The 17,001-nt window shown below is 61.4% G+C and carries 13 protein-coding genes; 3 read left to right on the top strand and 10 right to left on the bottom strand.

The annotated features are described in order from the left end of the window. Positions 1-15 precede the first annotated feature (15 nt). Positions 16-2,244, bottom strand: coding sequence for a formate C-acetyltransferase (gene pflB / locus NQ492_RS08890; protein ID WP_015546473.1), 2,229 nt, complete (start codon positions 2,242-2,244; stop codon positions 16-18). Positions 2,245-2,473: 229 nt separating this feature from the next. On the opposite strand from pflB, the gene NQ492_RS08895 reads away from it, so the two are divergent. Beyond that, entirely contained in the window at positions 2,474-2,911 is a 438-nt protein-coding gene (locus NQ492_RS08895) for a PepSY-like domain-containing protein (RefSeq protein WP_015546472.1), read from the top strand. 163 nt (positions 2,912-3,074) lie between these two features. Further along, positions 3,075-3,491 (top strand): DUF2721 domain-containing protein, encoded by a 417-nt coding sequence (locus NQ492_RS08900; protein ID WP_015546471.1) that lies wholly within the window; start codon positions 3,075-3,077, stop codon positions 3,489-3,491. A gap of 291 nt (positions 3,492-3,782) precedes the next feature. On the opposite strand, the gene NQ492_RS08905 is transcribed toward NQ492_RS08900, so the two are convergent. The 6 genes from NQ492_RS08905 to NQ492_RS08930 form a co-directional block, all read right to left on the bottom strand. Then, the gene (locus tag NQ492_RS08905; RefSeq protein WP_015546470.1) at positions 3,783-6,008 is read right to left on the bottom strand and encodes an inorganic phosphate transporter; all 2,226 of its coding nucleotides are present in this window, start codon (positions 6,006-6,008) and stop codon (positions 3,783-3,785) included. A gap of 333 nt (positions 6,009-6,341) precedes the next feature. Continuing rightward, on the bottom strand, positions 6,342-7,790 hold the full coding sequence (locus tag NQ492_RS08910; protein ID WP_044054104.1) for a sensor histidine kinase: 1,449 nt from the start codon (positions 7,788-7,790) through the stop codon (positions 6,342-6,344). Beyond that, positions 7,768-8,448: a response regulator transcription factor gene (locus NQ492_RS08915; RefSeq protein ID WP_015546469.1), complete on the bottom strand. Its 681-nt coding sequence runs from the start codon at positions 8,446-8,448 to the stop codon at positions 7,768-7,770. The genes NQ492_RS08910 and NQ492_RS08915 overlap by 23 nt, the downstream gene beginning before the upstream one ends. 202 nt (positions 8,449-8,650) lie before the next feature. Next, positions 8,651-9,715 (bottom strand): bifunctional 3-deoxy-7-phosphoheptulonate synthase/chorismate mutase type II, encoded by a 1,065-nt coding sequence (locus tag NQ492_RS08920; RefSeq protein ID WP_015546468.1) that lies wholly within the window; start codon positions 9,713-9,715, stop codon positions 8,651-8,653. Positions 9,716-9,791: 76 nt separating this feature from the next. Next, entirely contained in the window at positions 9,792-10,637 is an 846-nt protein-coding gene (locus tag NQ492_RS08925) for a prephenate dehydratase (protein WP_015546467.1), read from the bottom strand. 238 nt (positions 10,638-10,875) lie between these two features. Continuing rightward, on the bottom strand, positions 10,876-11,625 hold the full coding sequence (locus tag NQ492_RS08930) for an LPS kinase Kdo/WaaP (RefSeq protein ID WP_015546466.1): 750 nt from the start codon (positions 11,623-11,625) through the stop codon (positions 10,876-10,878). A gap of 164 nt (positions 11,626-11,789) precedes the next feature. Between NQ492_RS08930 and NQ492_RS08935 the strand changes: the two genes are divergently transcribed. Beyond that, a complete protein-coding gene (locus NQ492_RS08935) occupies positions 11,790-11,942 on the top strand; it encodes a hypothetical protein (protein ID WP_015546465.1) in 153 nt (50 codons plus the stop codon). A gap of 178 nt (positions 11,943-12,120) precedes the next feature. Here the strand turns inward: NQ492_RS08935 and NQ492_RS08940 are convergent, their stop codons facing one another. The 3 genes from NQ492_RS08940 to NQ492_RS08950 all read right to left on the bottom strand — a co-directional run bounded on the left by NQ492_RS08940 (position 12,121) and on the right by NQ492_RS08950 (position 16,993). Continuing rightward, positions 12,121-13,287, bottom strand: coding sequence for a hypothetical protein (locus NQ492_RS08940; RefSeq protein WP_015546464.1), 1,167 nt, complete (start codon positions 13,285-13,287; stop codon positions 12,121-12,123). Between the two features lie 84 nt (positions 13,288-13,371). Continuing rightward, positions 13,372-15,156 (bottom strand): BACON domain-containing protein, encoded by a 1,785-nt coding sequence (locus tag NQ492_RS08945; protein ID WP_172633807.1) that lies wholly within the window; start codon positions 15,154-15,156, stop codon positions 13,372-13,374. A gap of 34 nt (positions 15,157-15,190) precedes the next feature. After that, a complete protein-coding gene (locus NQ492_RS08950) occupies positions 15,191-16,993 on the bottom strand; it encodes a RagB/SusD family nutrient uptake outer membrane protein (protein WP_015546463.1) in 1,803 nt (600 codons plus the stop codon). Positions 16,994-17,001: the final 8 nt, after the last annotated feature.

Genomic DNA, 17,001 nt, shown 5'->3' on the forward strand with positions numbered 1-17,001 from the left:
CGGCTTTTCAAGCCGTTACATCCTTTCGTGGAAGCTGCGGCTGATGACTTCGAGCTGGTGTTCGCGGCTCAACTTGGTGAAGTTCACGGCGTAGCCCGAGACGCGGATCGTCAGCTGCGGATATTTCTCGGGGTGCTCCATGGCGTCTTCGAGCATCTCGCGGTTCAGCACGTTGACGTTCAGGTGGTGTGCGCCCTTGGTGAAATAGCCGTCGAGCATCGTCACGAGGTTCTCGATACGCTCTCCGGCCGTCGGACCGAGCGATTTGGGCACGATCGAGAAGGTGTTCGAAATACCGTCCTGCGAGTCGCGGTAACGCATCTTGGCCACCGAGGCGAGCGAAGCGATGGCGCCGCTCTTGTCGCGGCCGTGCATCGGGTTGGCTCCCGGGGCGAAGGCCACGCCCTTGAGGCGTCCGTCGGGCGTTGCGCCGGTCTTCTTGCCGTACATCACGTTCGAGGTGATCGTCAGCAGCGACAGCGTCGGGCGGGCGTTCTTGTAGACGGGCAGCTTCTTCAGCTCCTCGCTGAAGTAGTAGACGAGATCCACGCCCAGGTGGTCGACACGGTCGTCGTTGTTGCCGTAGCAGGGGAATTCACCCTCGATGTCGAAGGCTTCGGTGAGACCCTCGGCGTTGCGGCGGGGCGTCACGCGGGCGTATTTGATGGCCGAGAGCGAGTCGAGGGCGATCGAGAGACCGGCCACGCCGTAGGCGAGATTGATGCGGGGATCGGTGTCGACGAATGCCATCTGGGCCTTCTCGTAGTAGTACTTGTCGTGCATGTAGTGGATGATGTTCATGGCCTCGTTGTAGACGCGGGCGATCTCCTTGAGCACCATCTTGTAGTTGCGCATCACCTCCTCGAAGCGCAGCGGACCCTCCGACAGCGCCGGAATGCCCTTGACCATCAGCGTGCCGGTGTTCTCGCAGCGACCTTCGTTAATGGCCAGCAGCAGGGCCTTGGCCAGGTTGGTGCGGGCGCCGAAGAACTGGATCTGGCGGCCGATGTCCTGGAACGAGACGCAGCAGGCGATGCCGTAGTCGTCCGAGTGGCGCACTTCGCGCATCAGGTCGTCGTTCTCGTACTGGATCGAGCTGGTGTCGGCCGAAACCTTGGCGCAGAAGTCCTTGAATCCCTGCGGCAGCTCGGGACTCCAGAGAATCGTGAGGTTCGGTTCGGGCGAAGGACCGAGGTTGTAGAGCGTTTGCAGGAAGCGGAACGAGGTCTTCGTCACCTTCGTGCGGCCGTCGTTGAAGCGTCCGCCGATGGCCTCGGTCACCCACGTCGGGTCGCCGGCGAAGATGTCGTTGTAGGACTGCATGCGCAGGTGGCGCACCATGCGCAGCTTGATGACGAACTGGTCGATCAGCTCCTGGGCGAACGACTCGTCGATCGTCCCGTGCGCGAGGTCGTATTCGATGAAGATGTCGAGGAACGACGATACGTTGCCCAGCGACATGGCGGCTCCGTCCTGCTCCTTGACGGCGGCCAGGTAGGCCATGTAGACCCACTGCACGGCCTCCTGCGCCGAATGCGCCGGACGGCTGAGGTCCAGTCCGTAGTATTCGCCCATCGTGCGGATGTCCTTCAGGGCCTTGATCTGTTCGGCGACCTCTTCGCGCAGGCGGATGCGGGCGTCGGTCATCGGGCCGGTGAGGTTGCGGAGGTCCTCCTGCTTGGCCTCGATCAGGCGGTCGGTTCCGTAGAGGGCCAGACGGCGGTAGTCGCCGATGATGCGGCCGCGGGCGTAGTTGTCGGGAAGACCCGTCAGGAAGCCCAGCGAGCGGAACGAGCGGATCTCCTCGGTGTAGACGTCGAACACGCCGTCGTTGTGCGTCTTGCGGTAGTGGGTGAAGATGTCCTTCACCTTCTCGTCGACCTCCACGCCGTTCTCCTTGCAGGCGCGCGATACGACGTTGATGCCGCCGAAGGGTTTGATGGCGCGCTTGAGCAGTTCGTCGGTTTGCAGGCCCACGATCAGCTCGTTTTCGCGGTCGATGTAGCCGGCCTTGTGCGAGGTGACGGTCGAAACGGTCTTGTTGTCCAGCGCGCGGACGCCGTTATGCTGACGCTCCTCTTCGAGGGCCTTGAGGCAGAGGTTCCAGATGTGCTTCGTTCGCTCGGTAGGTCCTGCGAGGAACGAGGCGTCGCCCAGGTAGGGGGTGATGTTTGTCTGTACGAAGCTCGTCACGTTGATCTCTTTGCTCCAAAGCCCGTCGATAAAGGTTTTGTTCAGTTCCATAGATGATATTGTTCGTTTTGAGATGATAATTGTCCTATTTCGGTCGGCAAAGATACGTTATTTTTTTCACACCGGCCAAAGAGCGGTTACAATTTTTTATAAAAATTTAAAAAATACCTACGATCAGGTATTGACGGCGCCTTCCGGGACATGCAATAGTTACAGGAAGGCGTTGCGGCGTTTGTGGCCCTGCTTTTGCAGGGGCGGGAGTGTATAAATACGAAAAACGATGAAAAGATTCTGGATTGCCCTGCTGGGTGCGGGGCTTTTTGCGACGGCGGCGTTCGCCGGCGGTGACGAAGTTCCGGTCAGGATGCACGAACTGCCCGATGCGGCGAAGACGTTGGTGAAAAAGTATTTTCACGACATCGAGGTGGTTTCCGCCACGATGGAGAAGGGCGTGGCCCCGAGCTATGAGGTGAAGCTGGCCGACGGTACGAAGATCGACTTCGACGCCCGCGGCGAGTGGACCGATGTCGAGCGGCCGGGGGGTGTCGTGCCCGACGGGCTGATTCCGCAGCCGATCCTGAAATTCGTGGCTGCGAACTATCCGGGGCGGCACGTCCGGGGTGTCGAACGCGACGGCCGCAACCATGAGATCACCCTCGACAACGGACTGGAACTGAAATTCAACCGCCGTTTCCGGCTGGTGGAGACCGATCACTGACGGCCGACGATTGGTGCGGCGGATTACGGCCCGGGGGTTTGAGTTGCGCATCCGGCCCCCGGGTCCCGCCGCTTTGTAAGGTGAAAGGTGAATTTTTCATTTACAACCTTTCGCCTTTGGCTTTGATAAAAAGCGTATCTTTGCAGCGTAAATCCCGATAACGATGGAAGAACTCTCGCTTACGACCCCCGCCCTGCTGTTTTCGGCCGTGTCGCTGATTCTGCTGGCCTACACCAACCGGTTTCTGTCCTACGCGCAATTGGTGCGCACGCTCAAGGAGCAGCATTTGCAGCACCCCTCGAAGGTGACGCGCGCGCAGATCGACAACCTCCGCCGGCGGCTCCACCTCACGCGCACGATGCAGTTGCTGGGCGTCACGAGCCTGTTCCTGTGCGTGGTGACGATGTTTCTGATCTACGTGGGGCTGATGCTGCTTTCGGCTTATGTCTTCGGTGCGGCGTTGCTGCTGCTGGTCGGTTCGCTGGGCGTTTCGATCTGGGAGATTCAGATCTCGGTCCGGGCGCTGGAGATTCACCTCAAGGATATGGAGAACCCGCTTGACAAGCGGGATTCGGAATAATTGTCCGGTCGTGTTCAAGCCGCCCTTTTTTAAGGGTGATTTAGCGAAGCGGCATCTTTTGACAAAAACGAAGATGCCGCGACGTCGCGTCACTGCATCTCCCACTAACCTACTTATGTAACCTAAAACCAACTTGTGAATCCGGTTCTCCGGTTTTCACAGTGCAAAGATACGGGTCCGTCGTTTCGCTGAAATGACGGACCCGTTGCATTTTCGTTACACGGCGCTTTTTGAAGCTCTCCTTTTCAAAGGAGGGTTTGGGTGGATTGTCTGCACGATGGCGTATCGGCATTATTTTTTGGCCTCCAGAAAATATTGCTGCGATTTGAGCAGGTTGCGCGACTGGAGCATCATCGTCTTCGTCTCGTTGAGGATCGTGAGGTAGAGCACCCCGGCGCGGGTGCTGCCCGACGGGACGTCGTTGATGCGCCGCAGCTGGCTCTTGATCGCCTCGACGATCGTGTCGAAGAGCTTGTCGCGCATTTCGAGCACCAGATCGAGGTCCGAGAAATCCTTCGTCGCCAGCATGTCGTTGATCTTGTCGAAAATCGCCTCCACCTGGTCGTTCACGCGCATCAGGTCGACGATCTGCTCCTTCGACATGCCCTCGTGGTTGTTGTCGATGTGTTCGAATGCCGGGCGCGTGATGTGGATCAGGGCCTTGGTCACCTCCGAAAGGTAGTCCGTGACCTGCACGTAGAAGTGCCCCGTGTCGATGTCGCACCGTTGCAGGCGGCGCAGCGTCGGCATGACGTTGTATTTGCGGATGCGGGCCTCCTCGAAAAGGCGGTTCGAGTCGCGCACCATCTCCTTGAGCACCTTGCGGTTCTCCTTGAAGACGGCTACCAGCGTGCGGTTGTAGATGCGCGTGACCTCCTGCATCGTCGTGCAGACCTCGCCGATGCAGGCGCACAGCACCTCGTCGGGGGTCTCGGCCGTTTCGAGCGGCAGCAGGGCCTTTTCGGCCTCCTCTTTCAGTCCGGGCGTCTTGAGGTGGCTGCGGACGAGCAGCCAGGCGCAGAGCGCCGTGAGGGCTGCCACGGCGATCCAGCCGCCCCACAGCAGCAGGGCCGTCACGGCCAGCGCGATGAGGAATCCTCCGAGCGCTGTGATGAACCACCCCGAGATGACGGCCATCACGCCCGTGATGCGGTAGACGGCGCTTTCGCGGCCCCACGAGCGGTCGGCGAGCGACGATCCCATGGCCACCATGAAGACCACGTAGGTCGTCGACAGCGGCAGTTTGTAGGAGGTGGCGATGGCGATCAGGATCGACGCGGCGGTGAGGTTGACCACGGCGCGGACCATGTCGTAGGGGGCCGACGAACGCTCTTCGGCAGGGAGCGGCTCGAAACGCCGGTCGATGGCCTTCTGAACCCGCGCCGGAATCAGCCCGGTCCACATCGTGTTCATCACCAGCGTCGCGCGCACCAGACTGCGCGAAATGAGGGTCGAACCGAAGCGTTCGTCGCCCTCGTGCTGCGAGGCGAGCGACAGTTCGGTCTCGGTGACGTGCTGCGACTTTTTCGAGAAGAACAGCGTCAGCACCATGATCAGTCCCGAGACGCCCAGCAGCAGGAAGTTGGCCCGGGCGGGAGCTTCGAGCGCCCCCATCATCATCGTTTCGCTGCCCGCCTCGCCGGCGATGCGCCAGGCGTCGTAGCCGGCCAGCGGCACGCCGATGAAGTTCACCAGGTCGTTGCCTGCGAAGGCAAGGGCCAGCGAGAAGGTTCCCGACAGGATCGTGATGCGCATGATGTTGAGCCGCATGCGCTGGAAAATGTAGAGGAGGAGCGACGCCGCGGCCCAGAAGGCGAGGAGCGTCACGAGGACGTGGTCGCCGACGTAGGCCGAAACGGAGGTCGGGATCAGTCCCGAGCTTTTCAACCCCTTGAACAGCGCGAAATAGAGGATTCCGGCCAGCGAGATGCCGCACCAGACGGCTCCCCAGCGGCGGAAGACGGCGGCGTAGCGGAACGAGAAGATGAGGCGCGAAATGTACATGAAAAGCGTTCCGGCCACGAAGGCCAGCGCCACCGACAACAGGATCGCCGCGATGATGACCATGGCTTTGCCCGTGTTGATGAACTGCGAGAGGTCCTGCAAGGAGGTCCCCGGGTTGCCGGCGATGCGGAACAGGGCGGCGGCGACGGCGGCGCCCAGCAGACCGAAGACCATCGATACGGTGGTCGAGGTGGGCAGTCCCAGCGTGTTGTAGAGGTCCAGCAGCAGCACGTTGCCCAGCATCATGCCCAGAAACAGCATCATAATCTCCTGAAAGGAGAACTGTCCGGGGTAGAAGACGCCGCTGCGGGCGACCTCCATCATGCCGCTCGAGGTGAGCGTGCCGACCAGAATGCCGGCGGCTGCGACCCAGAGGATCACGCGGCGCGGTGCGACTTTCGAGCCGAGGGCCGAGTTGAGAAAGTTGACGGCGTCGTTGGCGACGCCCACGACGATGCCCATCACGGCCAGCAGGGCCAGGATGACGACGATTGCGGTGAATAGCGGGGACATGGATTATCCGTTTTCGTAATTGTTATGGTTCTTTACCGTTGCAAAGGTCCGAAACCGATGTTACAAAGGCGTTACAGGGGCGTTGCGGGGGAGTGAAAAAATATCGGGGAGCGGTAAAAAACCGATCCGGCCGCCTGTCCGGCCGCGTGCGACAACTGCAGGCGACAGACGAGCGCAATCGCTTGCGAATTGCCGGGCCGCCACAGCAGTCAAGGCGTGTGTTTTTGCGCCTTAACTCCCCGCCGAGGCGGGGAGTCAGGGGTGGCTCCGATTCGTAATCGCAGCCGAAGGCTGCGAATGCGGCCGGGCGGGTTGTCGTGTAGCTGGAATTTGTTAACTGTGTTTCTTCAATGTGAAGACGAACTCCAGCCCGCCGCGTTCGCGTTCGCGGGCCGTGATCGTGCCGCCGTGGATCGCAACGGCGTTTTTGACGATCGCCAGCCCCAGTCCCGTGCCGCCCTGTTTGCGCGATCGGCCCTTGTCGATGCGGTAGAAGCGTTCGAAGATGTGCGGCAGGTGCTCCTCGCCGATGCCGATGCCGTTGTCGGCGAACGAGACCGTGCACTCTTCGGGGGTGTCGGAAAGCAGCCGGATGAAGATGTCGCGTCCGCCGGAATAGGCCGCGGCGTTGTCCGCGAGGTTGCGGAATATTGATGCCAGCAGCGACGGGCTGCCGACGATCTCGACCTGCTGCGGGAAGTCGATGTTCACCCGCAGCCGCTGGTCGGCGGGTTTCAGTTCCATGTCGGCCGTGACCTCGGCGATCAGGTCGTTCAGCACGACGCGCTCCTTCTGGATCAGCTGGCTCGCCTCGTCCATGCGCGTGATGGTCGAGATGTCGGCCAGCAGACGCCGCAGACGCTCGGTCTGTGCGGCGCTTTTTTCCAGGAAGTCCGTGCGTCTTTGCGCGTCGAGCGACGGGTTGGCCAGCAGTGTTTCCAGATAGCCCTGAATCGCCGCCACGGGGGTCTTCAGCTCGTGGTTGATGTTGTTGGTGAGCTGTTTCTTGATGCGTATTTTCTCCTGTTCCTCGTGCAGCGCGAGGGCGTGCTCGCGGTCGCGGTCGGCAGTGGTTTTTTGCAGACGGGCGTAGAGGCGGATGATGTGGCTCGATATTTCGCCCAGTTCGTCGTGGGGAAATGCCGGGAGGTCGTCGATCCGCTCGCCCCGCTCGGCCCGTTCGGCGAATTCGTTCAGCCGGGTGATGTTCTGGCCCAGGCGGCGCGTGGCGAAATAGCCCGCCACGCTCATCAGCAGCGTCACGCCCAGCATGAACCAGAGGAATTCGCGGTCGGCGGCCAGGATTTCACCCAGCGGCACGGAGTAGGGTACGGCCGAGCGGACGATGTAGCGGTCGCCCCGCATGGCCGAGTAGAAATAGTTGCGGTCGGTGCTTTCGGAGTGGCGGCGGATGGTGTACCCCGTCCCGCGGGCCAGCGCCTCGGCGACCTCGGGGCGGTCAAGGTGGTTCGCGCCGGGCAGCGTGTCGAGCGAATTGTCGAAAACGACGTGTCCCGCCGGGTCGATCAGTGTCACGCGCACTCCTTCGCAGGGTGCGCCGGAGCGGGCGATGAAGGCGTCGGGGGGCACGCCCGCATTCACGGCGTCGAGCATCCGCAGGTTGAAAAGCTGCAACTGCGCGTCGAGCCGCTCGGCCTTGAAGTGCTTTTCGCGCCCGTACTGGAAAAGGATGAAACACCCCACCAGCGTCCACGAAAAGACGAGCAGCAGCAGGAACAGCCGCCGGTGGTAGGAAAGTTTATGCTTCAAAGCCGTAGCCATAGCCCAGGCGCGTTACGATGTGTTCCCCGTAAGGCCCGACTTTACGGCGCAGGCGTGTGATGTTCACGTCGACCGTGCGGTCGAGGACGATCACCTCGTCGCTCCAGATGCGGCGCAGGATCTCCTCGCGTGAAAAGATCACGCCCCGGTTCGAGAGCAGCAGAGCCAGGATTTCGAACTCCTTCTTGGTGAGTTGCAGCTCCTTGCCGTCGAGCGTGCAGACTTTGCGCCGGAGGTCGATCTCCAGACCTTCGAAGTGGATGCTTTCGGATTCGGCGCGTGCGGCGGACGTGCGGCGCAGTACGCTGCGCACGCGGGCCAGCACTTCGCGGACCGAAAAGGGTTTGGTGATGTAGTCGTCGGCTCCGATGTTCAGCCCGGCCACCGTGTCGTCCTCGGAGTCCTTCGCGGTGCAGAAAATCATGGGGACCCGGGCCGTTTCGGAATCGGCTTTCAGGAGCTGCGCCATCCGAAAGCCGCTCATCTCGCCCATCATAACGTCCAGCAGGATCAGCGAATAGCGTTCGGGATGCATCCGGAGGGCCTGCTCGGCGCTGTATGCCACGTCGGCTTCGTAGCCTTCGACTTCGAGGTTGAATTGCAGGATTTCGCACAGCGACTCTTCATCGTCGACCACCAGGATTTTGTGTTTTGCCATAAATGCGGGTTTGAGTCCGCAGCAAATTTACGCATCATTCACCGATGTTGCATGCCCCCGGCATGACATTTAACCGAAATGTAATGTTGTCTCATGCGCTTTTGCGGTCAAGAAGCGCAGGGGGCCTTTGCCGGATGCCTGCAAAAACCCGAAAAGGCCCCCGGCGGCCGGGAGCCTTTCGTGTCGGGCGACGCGGGAAAATCTATTTCCCCAGCACCTCCATCTGCTGGCGGATCGACTCCTCGTGGATGGCCTGCAGGACGGTGCGCATGAACTCGCGGTCCATGCCCATCTGCCCGGCCTGCCCGGCGCGGCGGGCCAGCAGCTCCTCGTAACGCTGCGTTTGCAGGACGGGCATGTTGTGCTCCTTTTTGTACTGTCCGATGTCGCGCGAGACGCGCATGCGGCGCGAGAGCAGCTCCAGCAGCTGGTCGTCGAGCTTGTCGATCTGCGAACGCAGTTCGGTGAGGCTCTCGGTGGTGATCGACTCGTCGCGGATCACCAGGTTGCGGATGATATAGGCCAGCGCCTCGGGGGTCACCTGCTGGGCCTTGTCGCTCCAGGCGCAGTCGGGCGAGCAGTGGGCTTCGATGATCAGTCCGTCGAACCCGAGGTCCATGGCCTGCTGCGACAGCGGGGCGATCAGCTCGCGCTTGCCTCCGATGTGGCTCGGGTCGCAGAAGATCGGCAGGCGGGGGAGGCGGCGGTGCAGCTCGATGGGAATGGCCCACATCGGGTGGTTGCGGTAGAGGCTCTTGTCGATCGACGTGAACCCGCGGTGGATGGCCCCGATGCGGCGGATGCCGGCGTTGTAGATGCGCTCGATGGCGCCGATCCACAGTTCGAGGTCGGGGCTGACGGGGTTTTTCACCAGCACCGGGACGTCCGTTCCGCGCAGGGCGTCGGCGATCTCCTGCATGGCGAAGGGGTTGGCCGCCGTGCGTGCGCCGATCCACAGCAGGTCGACGCCGCCTTTCAGCGCCGTGGCGACGTGCTCGCGGGTGGCCACTTCGGTCGAGGTGTACATGCCCGTTTCGCGTTTCACGCGCTGGAGCCAGGCGATGCCCGCCTCTCCGACGCCTTCGAAGCCGCCGGGTTTGGTGCGGGGCTTCCAGAGTCCGGCGCGGCAGATGCGGATGCCTTCGGCTGCCAGCGAGCGGGCCGTGCCGAGGACCTGCTCTTCGGTTTCGGCGCTGCACGGGCCTGCGATTACCAGGGGGCGCCGGGGGTCGATTCCCGGGAGTGTGATGGGTTGAATGTCGTTCATGGTTGCGTTATTTTTGTTTGTTTTTTTAGTGTCTTTCCTTTTTCCGGCTGCTTGCGGTGCGCGGCGTTCCGGGGCGTCAGATCGCGGGGTTGGGGCATTCGGCGTATTCGCCGAGAATGCGGAAGTCGCTGGTGAGAGGCCGTGCGGCGTCGATGGCCTGCCGGTAACGCATCGGGTCGTCGAACGTCACGTCGACGTAGAAGCGGTATTCCCACTCGCGCCCGATGATGGGCAGCGACTGTATTTTGGTGAGGTTGATGTCGTAGAACGAGAGGACGGTGAGCACCTTGGAGAGGCTCCCCCGGGTGTGCGGAAGGGTGAAGAGCAGCGAGGCTTTGTCGGTGTGGGCGGGATCGGCGAATTCCGCGGCGCGGCGCTCGTCGGCGAGCAGGAGGAAGCGTGTGAAGTTGTGTTTGTTGGTCTCGATGCCCCGCCGGAGGATTTCGAGTCCGTAGAGACGGGCTGCGTCGGCGCCGCAGATGGCCGCCGTGCCTGCGAGGCGTCCCTCGGCGATTTCGCGCGCGCTGCCTGCGGTGTCGTCCCTTTCGACGATCTTCATGCCGGGGAGGGTTTTCAGGAAATCGCCGCACTGCATCAGGGCGATCGGGTGCGAGCGGACTTCGGCGATGTCGTCGGGCGTCTGCCCGGGGAGGGCCGCCAGGACGTGCGAGATGCGGAGTTTCTGTTCGCCGATGATCCGGGCGCGGCTCTGTTGCAGGAGCTCGTGGTTGGGCAGCAGGCTGCCGGCGATGGTGTTTTCGATGGCCGCGATGCCCAGCAGCGCCGGATCGGCGGCCATCCGGGCGAACAACTCGTCGAAACTCAAGCAGGGCAGCACCTCTATTTCCCGGTCTGCGAAATAGCCGCGCGCCGCCGTTTCGTGATAGCATCCTGCGATGCCCTGTATTGCGATTTGTTCCATAATGGTTTGAAAAAGAAAATCCCGCTCAACCGAGCGGGATTTTCGTGTCATATTAATCTATACTATCTGTATACAGTTAATTGCATGCGATCCCGCTTTTTCCCTTGCTATAAAAGAAAAAGTAATAAAAATAGTATGCAAAACCGTATGCTCTCATCATTCGATGGCTTTTATCGTTGGCAAATGTAGCGAAATAATCCGTAAAACCAAACGTCCACCGTATTTTTTTGCGAAAAAATCAGCCCTTGCGGTGCCGGAACCGCTTGCGCAACTGCTTGCGGCGGCCGAACGCCAGCCGGAAGAAGGTCCCGCGCAGCAGCGTGTCGTCGACATCCCATCCGCGCGTTTCGGCGTAGCGGTCGAGGATGTAGAGGAATGCCACGGCGGGGCAGGACAACCTCCGGAGGTTGATCATACAGGCCCGGGAGGAGAGGGGCCGGTCGTCGAAATGCATGCGGTTGATGTCGATCAGCTGGAAGCGGTAGGCGCCCGCGGGGGTGCGGTCCCAGAGGATGTTGCCGTGGTTGAAGTCCCGGTGCTCGATGCCTTTCTCGTGGAGCTGCACGGCGAAGCGGGCGAAGGCCTCCAGCACGGGCAGGGTTCCCGCTGCGGGGAAGCGTGCGGTGGTCTGCGACAGCGGGGTGTAGTCGGAGCGCCGCGAGACGTAGTAGCTGTCGCAGAGCAGTCCGCGGCGGCGGTATTCGCTCCATGCGACGGGTTCGGGCGAATCGACGCCCAGCGCCCGGAGCCGCACGGCGTGTTCGTACGAGCGGCGGGCCTTGCTCCGGCGGAAGAAGGTGTAGATGACGGCCCGCAGCAGGTTCGGGCGCTTGAACCGTTTGACGACCAGCCGTTCTCCCTCCGCCTCGAAGGCTTTGATCGTGTTGCGTCCCGCGTGCAGGACCTCGCCTTCCCGGTCGAAGAGTTCGGGCAGGCGTTCCGCGAAGTCCCGCAGGTGTTCCGAGGCCGTATTGACGTGAATGTGCATTGCGGTGTTTTTTCCGCAACAAAGGTACGCACCCGCGGCGTAAGGCGTTAGTCCTGTTTGATTGTTAAGTTGTTCTGAAACGGAAAAGAAAGGCGGATTTCATCGGGTGGCGTGCGGAGAACGCGCTCCTTTTCCCCGAAGGCCGGGTGCGGTTTCGGACGGGCATGAAACGAGCGGAACTTTTTCCGCTCGTTTTCAGGATTTATCTCATCCGGATGTGGAACGCTTTGGGGCGTGTCATCGTCTTCGTGGAGGTGCGGCCGAACGAGTCGGCGACCTCGATGCGGACGGTCGTCGCAGGTCCCGAGGTGCGGTAACGCCACATGTGGGGAGGCAGGCCGTCTGGAACGGTCTGGTGCCGCGCGTGTAGGTGATCTTGTGCAGCCGAAATCGTTGGGCGTGACCGGTCCCCGGGCGAAGCCCTCGGCCGCGGCGGCCGTCGCCAGCGACAGCGCGCAGCACCGGTTTTTCGGAAACGGGTTTCCGTGGGGCGCGTTATTTCGAAGAGGGGTCGAATACGAAGATGTTCTGGTAGTGTTTCGTATTGTCGGCGGTGATTCCGCGGGCCGTGTATCCCAGATAGAGCTTGTCCTTGCAGACCTTGATGCCTTCGGCTTCGAGCGTCCCGAACACCGAAACGCCGATCTGGGTCAGTTTGTCCTTGTCCGACACGACGGCCACCTGCGTCCGCTCCTCGACGATGTTGCCCTCGAAGTCGAACACCGTGACGTAGGCGAACGAGCTGCCCGAGTAGAACGAGCCGAAGAGGTTGTAGTTCGACTGCCCCTCGGTGTAGTAGAGCCGGTTTTTGTGGACGTCGTAGCCCTGCCAGTCGTAGTAGGTGGCGCCGCTCGCGCCGTATCCCGTCTTGAGGAAGCGCGGCCGGGCGACGGGCGTCAGCGTCGTGAGGTCGTGGCAGCGCACCACCACGCTGACCGGGTTGGTCGAAGCGGGCCTGTCGGTCTGGAAGCCGTCGGTGCAGGTGATCGTTACGTTGGTCATCGGGGCCTTTTTCGCCTCGCTCAGCTTGTAGATGACGAAACACCGGTAGGACGAATTTTTGCTGTCGCCGTAGTTGATCGTCAGCAGGTCGTTCTCCGCGTCGATCGAGGGGTGCAGGTCGGTGTAGTCGCCGATGTAATAGTAGTCGTTGCACTCGTTGGTCTTGACGGTGGCTCCCTTCACGTATTTGACGCGCCCCACCAGTTTTTCGTTCCAGTACTGGCCTTTGGCGTTGCAGACGCCGTAGGCTCCGGCCCACAGGTAACGGTCGGCGCCGTCCTCTTCGAGGGCGGTGTTCGTCCCGTGGCCGAAGTAGGTGAGTTTCATGTAGTCCTTGTTCTCGGTCTGCACGTCCGGGGTCTTGTTGGGCTGCGCGCGGACCCAGTTCAGCTGCGCCTGGTTCGTGTTGGAGAGCTGCGTGTACCAGACCGAGCCGTCCGAGTCGAGGTTGAAGCCCTGCATCGCCGTGTTGTCCGGCAGGTAGGTGTTCCGGCTGAAGATGTTCGAGGCATCGAACCGGTCGATGCCCGTGGTCGACGATTTGTCGGGACCTTCGGGTTTGCCGGGACCGGGCGTTTCGCCGCCGTCTCCGTCGCCGCCGCAGGCGGTGCAGAGCGAGAGGCCCAGAATTGAAATAAGCGTGAATTTCAACAGTTTCATAGCATGTCGTTTTAGTTGCGGTAAATTCGGTATTGCCGCCCGAGGCGGCAATACCGAATAAAACCTGTTGTTTCTAATTTGTGATTATCGGTCTTTCGTTACCTGGATGTCGTCGATCCACAGGCGGTAGTGCTTGGTTCCGTAAGGATGCGCCGCGATTACGATGCGGGTCTCCTTGGTGGCTCCGGCGATCTTGACCACATGCTCCGTGGGGTTTACGTAGTCGGTCGTGGGAATTTTGTCGCTGTCCACGTGCGTCGTGCACTGTACGGTCACCTGCTTGTCCGTGTTGGCCGTGGCGGCCCCTGTCGGTTCGGCCTTGGTCGGGCCTCCGTCGGTGATGGTTCCGGGACCTTCGACCTGGATGTAGTGCTGTTCGTGGTCCTGTCCCCACGAGTGGTACGGCTCGAAGTAGGGCGCCGTGTGGCACGTTACGGTGATGTCGGCCGTCCCTTCGCCGATTCCGGTCAGCTTGGGCGTCTTGATGTAGCCCGAAACGGATGCGGTCGAGAGCAGTGCGGCTCCGGTCTGGGTGCGTACCCAGAAGCCCTGCCAGCCGGGATAGTCGGCGTCGGCGTAGTTCGTGCCGTAGGTGTCGCCTTCCCACCATGCTTCCCACAGTTTGGCCGCTTTCACCGGACCGCGGTTGTCGGTCGCGCTCCCGACGTAGTTGAAGAACGAGTCGGTGGAGTTGACGGGGTTTACGATTTTTCCGGTGGCCGCCGGGCAGTTCGGGTCGTCGGGGTCGATGTTCGCACCGATCTGGGCGTTGGTGACTTCGACGCCGAATGCCTGGTAGATCGGACAGCCTCTGAACCAGAAATCGTCGAAATCCTTGTAGAGGATGACGTTCGGCGCCAGATTCTCCTCGGGAGTGGTGAACGAGAACCACGTCTTGTCGGAATCCTCCTTATTGGGACCCAGCTCGTGGGCGACGATCCAGAACCAGTAGGTCGTGCTGGGTTGCAGGTTGCCGAAGGCGAAACGGTTGTGTGCGAAGAACATGCTGCTGGCGGTGAGCCAATTGGCCGTCTTCGAGGTGTAGTTGCGCAGGTTGTCGCCCTCCTCTTCCAGCGCGAGGCCGAAGCTGAACGAGCGGGGCGTGCCGTTGTTGAAGTTCGTGCCGGTACCCTTCTCGTAGTCGCCCCAGTCGAGGACTGCCAGGCGGGGCAGCAGTTTGAACATCGTGACGGTTACTTCGCCGGCCAGTTTGGCGCGGCTCTCGGCGGTGAGGTCGTAGGGGGTCGCGACGGACGAGATCTCCACGTGCAGTTTGACCGTGATCGGGCCTTTTTTGGTCGGCGTTCCGCTCAAGGCGAGGGGAATCGCTCCGTCGCCCGCCTCCATTTCGTATCCCGAGAGCGATTCGATGGCGATGCCTTCGGCTCCCGCGCCTTCGAGCGTTGCCGTGACGTCGGCCTTATAGCCGGGCTTCGATTTCTGGTAGGGGATCGTCACCCGCTTGTCCACGAGCTCCTCGTAGAGGTCGAAACTGGGGGCGATCTCGGGCGAGCCGACGGTGAAGAATCCGTCCTCCTGCGTAACCCGGATGACCAGTTCTTTCAGTCCGTCGGAGAGCGTGACGCTGCCGGTACGCTCCGCGCCGTCGTTCTGCGCGACGGTGATGTTCACCGCCTGTTCTTTCGGCGCGCCGTTCCCCTCCCCGGGCGAACAGCTGATCCACGTGTCGTCGGGCGTGATTTTCCAGGACCCGTTGGTCAGGACGAGCAGCTCCTTCGTCGAATTGAGGTACGGGAACGAGAGCGCGTCGTGGCTCCGCTGCAGGAAGTGGGTTTCGTCGTCCTTGCAGGATGTGCCGAGGGCGACCGACGCCAGGCACAAAAACGAAATTATAGCGTGTATTTTCATAAAATCGGATTTTTGATCGTTTCGGGTAAGCGGGTTAGTCGTCCCAGCCGGGATTCTGCGGCCGCAGGTTGGGGTTGATGTCGAGCGCATTCTTCGGAACGGGGTAGAGGTACTTGTAGTCTGCCCATTCCCGGTCGAGAATGTAAACCAGGCAGTTGTCCTTGTTGACACTGTATGTCGTGACGTTGTCGCCCTCTTCGGCGGTCACCTCCACGTACGAAACCCCGGTCTGGTTGCTGCCCGATTTGGGATGGCTCTTCGAGTAGAAGCAGAGGTCGTTCTTTCCGTCGCCGTTCATGTCGAACGGCTTGCCCAGTTCGGGAATGTGGATGCCAGCGAATTCGACCGTCAGTTTGTGGCCCATGCGCCAGCGCATCAGGTCGTCGCGCCGGGTGTTCTCCATGTACAGCTCGATGCTCCGCTCGCGGCGGCATTCGAGTATCCACTTGTCGGTCACCCCGTCGTAGTAGCTGGCCAGATAGGGGTCGGCCGTGGCGGGCATCGCGCCGCTTACGCCCGAACGCTCGCGCAGCGGGCGGATCGTCTTGTTCCACACCGTCTGGTCCATCTCGCCCAGTTCGGCCTTGGCTTCGGCCTCGTTCAACAGGATTTCGGCGTAGCGGAACACCGGGAGCGAGTTGGCGCTGGAGGTGTTGCTCTCGTTCGCATCGTCGTCGGTGTTCCACTTGATGATGCGGTAGTAGGTCAGCTGCGTGGTCAGGCCGGGGAAGACCTTTGCGAATTCGTTGGTCTCCTTGCCGCCGACCTTCTTGACGTAGTAGGGCGTGATGAAGGTCTGGCGCAGGCGGTAGTCGCGGCCGGCGAACTCGTCCTTGAACTGCGTCTTGTTGTATCCGTCCTTGTCCGTGAAGCGCGTCCCGTCGAGGTTCAGGTACATGTTGACGAACGCTTTGGGACCCGAGTTGCGTTGTCCGTAGCTGCCCGAGGCGTAGTACCACGAGGCGTCGTGAAACCGGTTGAGCGTGGCGTTGAACTCGTTGGCCAGGATCACTTCGGTGTACTGCGGCTCCTCGCTCTTGAAGACCTTGCTGTAATTGGTCGTCTCCTCGCCGGCCGTCGAGACCAGCGAATAGGGGCTGTCGCCCATCAGCTCCTCCGAGGCGGCGACGCACGCGCGGAGCCATTCCTCGCTGCCGTCCAGCCCGTGGTACTTCCGCCAGGTTCCCTCGTAGAGGCAGATGCGCGATTTCAGGGCCAGCGCCACATAGCGGTTGATGACGTTGGTGTTGACGTATTTGCTGGCCTTGGAGCACCAGGTGGCGGCGAAGTCGAGGTCTTCGAGGACCTTCTGCATGACGTAGTCGCGCGGGTCGCGGCCCTTGTAGAGCTGTTCGTCGTCGTCGGGGTCGATCGGCTCGTCGTACCAGGGCACGTCGCCGAAGGTCTTGACCTTGTCCCAGTAGAACCACGCGCGCCAGAAGCGGCCGACGCCCTCGTAATGCTTCATTGTCGCGTCGTCCACATAGGGGGCCGCGTCCTTCATGTGCTTGAGGTAATAGTTGACGTTGTAGAGCGGACGCCAGTTGCCCCGCGCCCAGTTGTTGGCCTGCTGGGCGCTGTAACCGCCCGTCTTGAGGAATCCTTCGGTCTGGGTCGTGACGCAGATGTCGCTGTACTGGTCGCCGCGCGTGAGCGTCGCGGCCGAGGGCAGGTGGCTTTCGAGAAAGCCGATCGCATAGGTTTCCAGCGCCGTTTCCGAATTGAAAAAGGTGTCGGTGGTCGTCGAATAGACGGGGTCTTCGTCGAAGAAGCTCTGGCACGAGGCCAGGAGGGACAATCCGGCGATTATCGCTATCTTGTTCAGTATGGGTTTCATGGGATTGC

This window comes from Alistipes shahii WAL 8301, assembly GCF_025145845.1.
Classification (GTDB): domain Bacteria; phylum Bacteroidota; class Bacteroidia; order Bacteroidales; family Rikenellaceae; genus Alistipes; species Alistipes shahii.